General features: G+C 44.6%; 10 protein-coding genes and 1 pseudogene. All 11 read right to left on the minus strand.

The window, feature by feature from the left end:
- The coding region (locus BCT81_RS03450) for a TadE family protein (RefSeq protein ID WP_102423246.1) at positions 1 to 332 on the minus strand (332 nt) is incomplete at its 3' end.
- Positions 332 to 985 (minus strand): tetratricopeptide repeat protein, encoded by a 654-nt coding sequence (locus BCT81_RS03455; RefSeq protein ID WP_241908147.1) that lies wholly within the window; start codon positions 983 to 985, stop codon positions 332 to 334. The genes BCT81_RS03450 and BCT81_RS03455, both read right to left, overlap by 1 nt.
- An 83-nt stretch (positions 986 to 1,068) precedes the next feature.
- Positions 1,069 to 1,920, minus strand: coding sequence for a type II secretion system F family protein (locus BCT81_RS03460; protein ID WP_008218128.1), 852 nt, complete (start codon positions 1,918 to 1,920; stop codon positions 1,069 to 1,071).
- Positions 1,917 to 2,825 carry a type II secretion system F family protein gene (locus BCT81_RS03465; RefSeq protein ID WP_102423248.1) on the minus strand — a complete coding sequence of 303 codons (909 nt, stop codon included), beginning with the start codon at positions 2,823 to 2,825 and terminating at the stop codon, positions 1,917 to 1,919. The genes BCT81_RS03460 and BCT81_RS03465 overlap by 4 nt, the downstream gene beginning before the upstream one ends.
- Positions 2,822 to 4,171, minus strand: a complete 1,350-nt coding sequence (locus BCT81_RS03470) for a CpaF family protein (protein ID WP_102423249.1) — start codon at positions 4,169 to 4,171, stop codon at positions 2,822 to 2,824. The genes BCT81_RS03465 and BCT81_RS03470 overlap by 4 nt, the downstream gene beginning before the upstream one ends.
- Positions 4,171 to 5,331, minus strand: coding sequence for a P-loop NTPase (locus tag BCT81_RS03475; protein ID WP_102423250.1), 1,161 nt, complete (start codon positions 5,329 to 5,331; stop codon positions 4,171 to 4,173). Before BCT81_RS03475 ends, BCT81_RS03470 begins: the two co-directional genes overlap by 1 nt.
- Positions 5,328 to 5,951 carry a CpaD family pilus assembly lipoprotein gene (locus BCT81_RS03480; protein WP_102423251.1) on the minus strand — a complete coding sequence of 208 codons (624 nt, stop codon included), beginning with the start codon at positions 5,949 to 5,951 and terminating at the stop codon, positions 5,328 to 5,330. The genes BCT81_RS03475 and BCT81_RS03480 overlap by 4 nt, the downstream gene beginning before the upstream one ends.
- 7 nt (positions 5,952 to 5,958) lie before the next feature.
- On the minus strand, positions 5,959 to 7,353 hold the full coding sequence (locus tag BCT81_RS03485; RefSeq protein ID WP_102423252.1) for a type II and III secretion system protein family protein: 1,395 nt from the start codon (positions 7,351 to 7,353) through the stop codon (positions 5,959 to 5,961).
- Positions 7,346 to 8,218, minus strand: a complete 873-nt coding sequence (gene cpaB / locus BCT81_RS03490; RefSeq protein WP_017107661.1) for a Flp pilus assembly protein CpaB — start codon at positions 8,216 to 8,218, stop codon at positions 7,346 to 7,348. The genes BCT81_RS03485 and cpaB overlap by 8 nt, the downstream gene beginning before the upstream one ends.
- 32 nt (positions 8,219 to 8,250) lie before the next feature.
- Positions 8,251 to 8,430 (minus strand): Flp family type IVb pilin, encoded by a 180-nt coding sequence (locus BCT81_RS03495; RefSeq protein WP_004740725.1) that lies wholly within the window; start codon positions 8,428 to 8,430, stop codon positions 8,251 to 8,253.
- A 78-nt stretch (positions 8,431 to 8,508) separates the two neighbouring features.
- Positions 8,509 to 10,240, minus strand: a pseudogene (locus tag BCT81_RS03500) (DUF1566 domain-containing protein); the annotation flags it as partial.

Genomic DNA, 10,240 nt, shown 5'->3' on the forward strand with positions numbered 1-10,240 from the left:
ACCGTGTACTCCCCTAATACTGCTTTGCTTATTGGTGCCGCCTTCTCGTTAACTAAGTCCGGTAGGTTTTCAACGTACAAAGGTTGCGACAACTTGATCTTGCTGCGATCGATCAGCGGGAACTTGTCGATAGTGTCGATGAAAACTTGATTTGATAAAGGGCCAACTGGTCGAGTTTTGACTTCTCGAGCTCCTGCATGAACGGCGACATCGAAGATGATGTTGACCAGTAGCAGACGGCAGATCTCAAAGAACCCTAGTATCAGCAATAGAAACGGTAGGGTGATCATTAGAAACTCAACGCTATTCGCACCTTTCTGACGAGAGAGCATTATTGTTCTCCTCGATCAGCGTGTGCGGCTAGGGTTTGGTAATACAAACTATTGTTAGCGTATTCCGGTTGCGATAAGTGTTCACGAGCGATCGCTTTCGCAGACTCGCTGTCACCAGAAAGCGCGTAAGCCAACGCAAGGTTAAGCTGGAGTTTTACGCTAGCTTCACCTCTGACAAAGATCGGGTGCAGAATACGAATCCCTTGATCTGGTTTACCATCGAGTATCCACGCCATAGCGAGGTTGTTTCGGTATTCGTTGCTTGAAGGCGTTAAGCTAAGGGCATTTGAGTAACACTCTCTGGCTTTGGAATACTGCTTATTGAGCGAGTAACTGACTCCTAAGCTATTTTGAGCAACGTCATCGAAAGCCTCCAGTCGAACAGATTCTTCAAGAGCCGAGGTTGCTTGTTCAAGCTCTCCTAAAGCTAGCCATGAACGGCCTAACTCACGGTAAATCGCACTGGATTGATTAAGCTCGATAGCACGCTTTAAGTAATGCAGTGCTTCGTCATAACGACTGGCTTGATTGGCTGCGGAGCCCATCAACAGTAGTAACTGCGGGTCATTGGGTTTCGCTACCAACATTTTGCGATAGAGATCCATGGCGCTCTCAGGCTTGCCGTTCATTAGCGCAACTTCAGCTACTTTCATGTCCTCTACGTGCTCATTTTGTGTTTTGTTTGTTGATTGGCACCCTGTGAGTATCGCAAGTAGGCAACATAGAATGGTGTGTCTCATATTCCCCCCAATGTTTGCATTAAATTAAGCATAATTGGTGCAATAATGATGGCGACTACTGGCAACATAATAAAGACCACTAAAGGGAACGACATTTTTGCTGGTATTTTTCCGACCCACTCCTCCAGTTCGAGAAAGTAGTATTGACGGCTATCAGAAGCGATCAGCTTCAGTGCGTCAGCAAGCGGTGTACCGTATTGAAGTGCTTGATTCATCGTGGTGACGACATTGTTGATGTCAGGCAGTTGTACGCGTTTGTCTAAGTTGTTAAGTGCCGTTTGTGGTGAATCGAGAACCGATATCTCTGTCGCGGTTAACAGCCACTCGCGTGACAATGCAGGAGAGATCGAACGCATCTCTTCACCAACACAGCGGAATACGGATTCGAGTGTTAAACCTGATGCGACACAGATCACCATCAAATCAATTGCGTCAGGCACGACACGACTAATTTGCATTAGCACTTGGTTTACCCACCAATCGAGAATCCGATCGATAAGAATTCCGGTGACGATGGCGATGGCGATACATTCCGCTATTGAGTACACGTCCGACTCCGAGATTTGAGTCATGTGCCAAATCATGGCGCCAATGGTCATTAGGGTGAACCTTATTACGAGAAAATAAGTTTCTGCATTTGGTGACCCTAAACCAATTAGGGTCAGCTTTCGACGTCGAGATTCTTGACCCTGAAAGCCCCAATCGCTTGAGGTTGTTGAGTATTTATTAGAATAAGCAGAAACAGACATGAGCCTATTTTTGACGATATCTCGTTTAAATGAATAAAGGTGCGCAATCAGGGCCAGTAGTAGTCCTGTCCCTATCATCAATGAGGCAAAGTAGGTCATGAAGAGAACCTTTTATTGCGTGTTAAGGAGTTTAGAATCAAGGTGCCAAAACAGATGCTACTCAAAACGTAAATAAGTACATTTTGTCCCGATTCAGTATTGATCAATCGATCGGCCATTGTGGGTTCTATCCAAGCTATGCTTCCAATTAAGCCGATGGGTAATAGAGACAAAAATAGAGCAGTCATTCGAGGCTCAGAGGTTAGGCTTTTAACCTTTTTTCTCATCGCTCGGTTGTCATGCATCGTCCGACTCAAGCCTTGAAGAATGTCACGTAGTTGACCACCATTCGACTGATTGAGGATGAGAGCAACAGAGAAATAACGAAAGCTATGGTAAGGAAGCCGAATACACGCGTCCTCTAACGTGTCTCTTAAGCTAAGCCCAAGCGCCAAGTTGTCACGAATATATGAGAACTCACGACCGAGTAACCCCTGTTCATTTTGCGCGACTTGGTCGATAGCTTGAGGAACAGATAAGCCTGCAGAAACGGCTCTAGAAATTAAACCAAGCACACTGATAATGCTTTTCTCGAATTCTTCTACTTGCAATTTACGGCGGTAGAAAACCAAAGCGAAGAAACAAGTGAGCCATAAACCGGCAACAGCAATTACCTGGTAGTAAAGGGCTACCTTTGGCAAAAAAGCATGGCTTGCAATTGGAAAGCCAATCGCAGTAAGAATAATAAACCCCTTGTCTGAGGTGCAGAGTAAGGCATTGATTCTTCGAAATAGCGCATATAGTTTATTAGAACGTATATGGTCGTCTTTTTTTATCGAGATGCTAGATGCCTGTTGCTGACAGCTGACAAGCTGTAATCGTTTATTGACGTTGGCATGTCTCGCTCGACGCTTTAACAATAAGAGGCTTAGTAATGTGCTTAGTACTACTAGAACTAGGATCATACGACGTCGACCTCCATCGCAGTTCTTAGTTGTTTATCTAACTGGTGGTGTCTGACTTTCTCGTTGAAGTGAGGGACACATCTAGCACTTTTGTAGCACCCTATAATGTTTCCTTGTTGATCCTCAGACAATGCATCAAAGGTAAAAAGGTCATGAGTAATGTATTGTTCGCTTTCTATACCCTGTACTTCTGTTATTGACACAATACGCCTTTTACCATCACGCATTCGCTCAACTTGGATTACGACATCAATGGTGTCAGCGATTTGGCGGCGTAGCGCGAAGAGCGGTAAAGTGGCTTGGCTCATCATCAACATGTTTTCCATTCGAACCAGAGCATCTGCTGCCGAGTTAGCGTGCAGTGTACACAGAGAACCATCGTGGCCTGTGTTCATCGCTTGCATCATCTCAAAGGCCTCATCACCACGAACTTCGCCTAAAATGATGCGATCTGGTCGCATACGCAATGCATTTCTGACCAATTCTCGCTGGGTAATCGGTGTTAAACCTTCTGCGTTGGCTGGGCGAGTTTCTGCACGTACTACATGTGGTTGTTGCAATCGCAGTTCAGCAGTGTCTTCAATGGTAATGATGCGTTCTTGAGGTGGAATGCTAAAAGACATCGCATTCAGCAATGTGGTTTTACCTGCACCTGTGCCACCAGCAACAAGAACGTTAAGACGAGAGCGAACGATGATATCGATTAACTTAACCATTGATTTTGACATCGCTCCAAGGCCTTCTAACTGAGCCAATGAGAGTTTATTCTCATTGAATTTTCGGATTGAAATATAGGTCCCATCGAGCGCTAAGGGTGGAATCATCACATTGACACGACTGCCATCATCCAGTCTTGCATCGACTAATGGATTCGATTCATCAATTCGCCTACCCACCTTGCTCACGATACGTCGTGCTAAGTTGAGCAGCTGCTCTTCATTACGAAATTGAACCGTGGTTTTTTGTAGTTTGCCGGAACGTTCTACGTAAACTTCGCGGTAACCATTGACCATAATGTCTGTGACCGTTTGGTCTTCAATTAAAGGTTGAAGCGGTCCCAAACCTAAAAATTCATGCAGCAGTTGTTCTACAGAATGAGTCACATCACCGTGGCCTAATGGCAATTGCTTGGCGATCACTATTTCCGACACGAGTTCAGCAATTCGGGCCTCTAGAGCTGACGTACTTAAGCTGACTACAACCGATGGGTCGATGGCCTTGATAACCTCTTCGTGAATAACATGGTAGTGCTCACGTATGGAAGGTGTCGAGGTTACGCTAGATTGATTTATTCGTGCGCCACCGTTTACATCTTGTTCAATGAACTGAGGGTTCTGACCAAACATTATGCACCTCGCTTCCAAAAGCGGCGACTGCTCTGAGGCACTTCACCGGTGATCAACTCGATGAGAGAATTGAACGCAAGCTTAGCCTTTTTATTACCTTTGTGAGCAGGGTGTCCGAGTGATGAATTGCCTATAAAGTGGTTAGGTAAAAACGGAATGATAATATCGACTTTGACGCCTAATGATTTTTGTACGTCCTTTACAGAAATCATTGATGCAGAGTCTGACTTACAATGATTCAGGATCACTATCGTCTGTGAAGAGGATGGCTCCTGCAGTCGCTTGATAATTTGGCCAGCGTTGCGGATAGCCCCCAGTGTTGGTTCAACAACAATGACTCTTATATCGGCGCTTTTCAGCGCGTTGAAGCCAACTTGATCACGTAAGGAGTAAGTTGGGATATCCATTACCAGGTAGTCTGCTTTTTGTAGGCAAAACTGGGTAAATTGGTCCAAAGCACTCTTTTGTGGCCAAAATGGCGCGGCATCTAGAGGTAGATAGCCAGTAAAAAGAGTATGTTTTTCATCCACACTGATCCCGCAGCGCTCGAATACAAGTGGTTCAAGTCTTTCTGGATATTGTAAAAGCTCTATTAATGCTGGGTTCCCTTCAACATTGAGTAGTAGATCCAAATCGCCCATTGAAAAGTCGAGGTCTAGGCAAGCGACTTGCTTACCTAGTTCGGCCAGTTGTTGAGAAAGCGTTGCGGTAATAGTGCTGCTACCTGCGCCCCCTTTGGTACTGACAACCGAGATGACTTTTTCATCGCGTTTCCCGTTACTGTTTTGCAAGGCCGTAAAGGAAACGTGTTCTAAGTCTTGCGTCGTCACAGGAGGTACTAAGTAGTCACTCGCGCCTGATGCCAGCATGCCACGGTAAATGAAAATTTCATTGGATTGCCCAATCACAATAATTTGGCACCCTGTACGCTTAATTAAGCGTTGCACCGCCTGTTTCGATTCTGCTAACTCACAACTCATCACGTCGAGAAATACAGTTGTGATACCATGTTTTAGGACCTGTCGTACTACCTCATCCTCTTGATTGGAAGAGGTGATAATGTGGTTAATACCAAAGTCACTCAATGTAGCTTTAAGCGATAGGGTGTCGAGTTGCTCGGACGCAGCGATGAGTACCGTTAACTGGTGTACTTTATTCATAGCGAGCCCCCTAGCGTGTTCGTCGAAGAGCCATTAATTGTTTGTTGGTTTTGGGCTGGTGGAGCCAAGTAGTTCTCGATACTAGAGACAGCTTTTTGTCCTTGAGTACCACTGATCGGTTGACCAACGATCAGATCTTTAGGGTTGGCTACCATTTGTGCAAGGGCATTGGCATTGGCACACCCAAAATTACGCTGTGTGCGGTAGGCGTTGACTGTGGTTCTTGGCGTTTTACCCGCGTCACAGGCTGTGACTTTGGCGCGGTAAGACTCGACTAAAATGGTGATGTCGCCTTTACCTTCTGTAGCCTCGTCTGCTACCCAAATTTGTGATGGATAGAGGCCTGATTCGATCAGGTGAAGCCTTACTTTCTCTATCTGACTTTCACCTTTCGGCGTTGTTTTTGTTATTTTGACCATCAAGTTACTTAATGCACCTCGGCGAGACATGAAATCAGAAATATCCGCCTTTTCCTGATCTGACAGGGCTTTTCCTGAAAGCGTTAGAGAGAACTTGTTCGTAACCGACACCACATCGACCGATGGTTGCTGAGTGGTTGGCGTAGGTGCGCATCCCGCAAATATAAATAGGGCAGGGAGTAATAAGGATAATTTGTTCATGATGTCCTCAGTAATAGAACCCGTTGTCACCCAGCAAGCGAGGCTTCTGGTTGTCGGTGTATGTTTCTTGGTCGTGTGTTCTTTTACGCTGAATTCTCGGCAATGCCAGAAGACGTTCAACATCGCTTAATGGAATGAGACCGTCGGTTGGTAGCTGCATCGAATCTGAACGAGTTGGTTGCACTAGATAAGCCGTGACAATGATGATTAATTCTGTTTCTCGGCGAGTGAATTCCGTTGAACGGAAGAGACTTCCTAGTACTGGTATCTCCGCGACAAGTGGTACTTTTTGTAATTGTTCAATGTCTTCAGACTTTAATAAGCCGCCTAAAGCGAAACTTTGCCCACTGGCTAGCTCGATGGTGGTAGAAGCACTGCGAGTAGTGAAAGAGGGAAAGTTGGCTCCTTGTATTACTTGCTGCCCGTCAATCGAGACATTGCTGACTTCTGGGTTGACTTTTAGACTGATGCGATTTTGGCTAAGCACTGTGGGGGTAAAGTTCAGTTTTACACCGAAGTCTTTGTACTCGATTTGAGTGGTATCAGCAGTAATCAATGGCAGTGGAACCTGTCCACCTACTAGAAATTCTGCATCTTCACCAGACATTGCCGTCAAGTTAGGTTCAGCTAGCACAGACATCATGCCGTTACTTGCTAATGCATCAACCAGTGTTGTGATGCTTGGTTTTCCCCAGCTACTGACATTAGGAAACTTTGCAAAGTAAAATTGTCCTACGCCTCCGGCGAGTGAGCCCCATTTGATTCCCAGTTTGTTGGAGACATTTCGGGAGACTTCGGCGATTTTTACTCGAATGTTGACTTGATTTGGCATGGTGACAACCAATTGATTAATCAGCTCCTCTTCTTTGGAGGAGGTAGGCTGACTTTGAGTCAGTGCACTGTCACTACTGTTATTTTTGTTTGTGTTCGAGCCTTCTTTATGCTCAGTTTGGTTAACAATGGGAGACAGATACCCTTTCGCCAACGACACGATATTGTGCGCCATCATTGGGGAAGGAACACGGCCTTTTAACCACAGTTTGCCGCCTAAGGATTCTGCGTTAACTGACGCTTCTGGGAACTTGTTTTTCACCAATTCATTGAATTCGCGGCTGTTGTGAGTCACACGAATCTTATTGGTATAGATAACGCGTTCTTGCTCGTTCAAAACGGTGATGGTGGCGCTGCCAGCTCGTTTGCCAAATACCATCACCTTGGTGTTGGTTAAGGTTTGGTAATCCGCAATATGAGTGCTAGAGATGAAAATCGACTTCGCTTTTTCTGGCAGGCGAATCATTTTTGCCTCATTGATTGTCACATCAAGCGCAGATGCTGCTGATGCAAAAGAGAGGCAAAGGCTTGATAGCAGGAGAATCCCCCACCAACGACAGGTACTAGCCATTGTTATCAGCTCCGGTTTTATTATTAATCGTTTTGTTATCGGCTCTAAATTCCACCAGACCGACGTCAGGCAATATCTGAGTGGTGTCTGGAGAAATCACTTCTAGTGTGACTGAGTTTGCTTGTTGAACGTTAACTTGGGTGTCGTTTTGTCCACGCAGTGCAAGAGTGAGTTTTCCCAGCTGTTCAGCAAGCACGACTTGGTTGGCTTGCTCTGGGGTAACCTCTAGAGAAACGCTGCTGTTATCGGGAATGACCGCACCATAGGAGTCTCTCACCTTTTGGTAAGATTCTGCCGCTTGAGTGTTATTAAATGCCAAGACTCTAGCATCATGAACAATGGTGGTGACATATAGCCCTTGTGACGAATTACCGTAACGAAGCAGCTCACCATCTTGTGAGCCCAGAAGTAGGATATCGACTCGATCCCCTGGTTGGATGAAGCCTGAATTTGCTGTGATCTGATCAACAGGGACGGAAATAGCGCGATAGCCGGGCTGCAGTTTAAAAGAGAGTGAGTAGCCTCCCTTTGGCTCAGTAATGTCTGCATGTGACAATACGGACCCTTCGACCAGCTTTGTTTGGGCAATACCAGACATAGAGTGGTCGGCTGAGATACTTTCTGGTGTCACATAGTCGATATAATTCTCCAACTCACCTAAGGGAATGGCTTTCCACTGAAATGAATTTGGGGTGTAGTTCTGGCCTATGTCAATAGTACGAGATGGCACCAATACTTTAATGGTTTGCTGAGTGGTTGGCACTGAGACTTTTTCTGACGCGTTATTGCCTTGACTGAACAGTAAGACAGATAACGCGACTACTGAGCATAATAACGACAGCAACAGGAGCCGCTTGGCAGTCATGGTTATTCCTTTATTGTTATAAGTAGACGGGCTTATTCAGATTCTTGTGCTTTCTCTATTTTTTCGACCACTGTGCTATAGGCATCAGTGATCGCGTTTGTCAGTGTCCCATCTTTGCCACCAACTACAGACAGTAAAACTACAGACATCGCGGCAGCGAGAATGGCGTACTCAATCGCAGCCGCGCCGCGTTGCTTTTTTTTGTTCAACATGATGTTATTCCTTGCGTAATTCAGCCTCGGTAGAGGCTGATGGAGTTGATATTAAGATTGATTGCCAATATTTTGGCTTTATTTACCAGCTGTTAGTCTATAAAGCCTTGAATTATAGCGACTTATTTCAGCTGAGCTTTCTGAAAATGTTGTGATGTTTAAAGCCTTAAACTTACCGCTTTCAGCTGGGCTATTGGTTACATATTTATCATTTAGATTATTATGTTTAAAGACCGTAGTATTTAAGGGAAATAACCCGTAAAGCTGGTATTTGCTTGGAATACGCCAATCTTTCAAGCCGCACATCTGGTTGTTATTCCAAACTTTTATCTCCTGTTGAATCTGTTGGTATGTCTTTTTCAATTCATCTTTATTTACATCTTGAAATATTTGCCATGCTAAGCCGCTGACTGAGTCTTTAACACATATCGCATCGTTTCTGTTTGGAACGACTTTTCCCATCGCGTCCAGATATTCATAGTCTTTTAAAGCTACCTTTTCTTCACGAACCAATCGCGCTAACGTAATTTTCTGGTTAGTACTGTCTGTGCTTGTAAAGCTTGTTTCTTGGTTTTTGTTGATTGTCTTAAAATGTGCAATGTTCATATTTGCATTGTCTTTTTGATCTTTGGACCAGTAATAAAATACTGTCCCATCATCAGTACGCATGTCATACTCTGGGTTCAAAGCTAAATGATGGGGGAATACCTCTATATTCAACGTTAGGTATTCGCTTTCTGGTTTTACTGGTTTTGACTTTAAAGACCACAGTTGAGTCAAACTTGGGACTGACCAATCTTTAAACCCACACATGCCTTCATCGGCATTGGTGGTTTCGAGAAGCCCGTCGCTCCCTAAAATGCTTGGTAATCCAGATGCGGAAGCATTGTAGAAGAGCTTGTCTTCGCCTTGTGGTAAGCCGTCTTTGAGTAACGTCCAAACTCTGCGTTTGCCTGGAATACGCTTGTCTTCAACGCATCGCCAACCTTGTGCATATGTGGTTGTCTTATCGAGGTAATGACCAAATTTATCGAGCTTGGCAAATCGTTCGTTATCGAATAACACCTCAGCCTCTGGTACCTTGTAACCTGAGTTTTTTAAACCGTTATTGGCTTCATCTTCCAATGGCGTAAGAACGCGATATTTTAGGCTTTCCATTTGAACAATAAGGTTGCGATACAGTGCTTTCAGCGTTTCATCATCAGAGTTTCTTATATGCTTATTCAGCGATTCAATGAAACTTTCTGCCTGCTCGCGCTCTTGCGCTAACAAATACAATGCTTGATTGAGCGCTAAACTCGCTTCATGTATTGCCTTTGCCTCACCCTTATTTTTTAACGTTCTGAGCGAACCGACTTTTACATCTACCGTCGCGTTTTTTTGTTGAATTTGTGCCAGTTTCTGAGCAAACTCAGCGCCTTCTATCAGTGTTGCCAGTGTTTTAGTGTTTTGCTCTAGTTCATAGGTTTTTGCTATGAAATGGTTGAGGGCGTCTTCAAGTTCTTGGGTATCGTGAGTATTACCGCGTTGTTGAGCCATCTTGATCTGCAACTCGTATTTTGCAATCTTTGAGATGAAAAGATCAGAGCCACTTTTCCACTTTTCGGTTAAGCCCGACAGTGTCTCCAATTTTTCATTTGCCGCAAATTCTAACAAAGCGTAACTTCTGTCTGTTTGGTTCTTACTAAACCAGTTTGTTAAGAAGGTTTTTGCCTCGTCTAAAACACCATCAACTCCATTTTTTTGTTCACCGAGTAACTCGTTGATTGTTTTGGGAGTGTTATCTATTGTTACCGTCTCATTATTGATG

The organism is Vibrio sp. 10N.261.52.A1 (assembly GCF_002876325.1).
Lineage (GTDB): Bacteria > Pseudomonadota > Gammaproteobacteria > Enterobacterales > Vibrionaceae > Vibrio > Vibrio chagasii.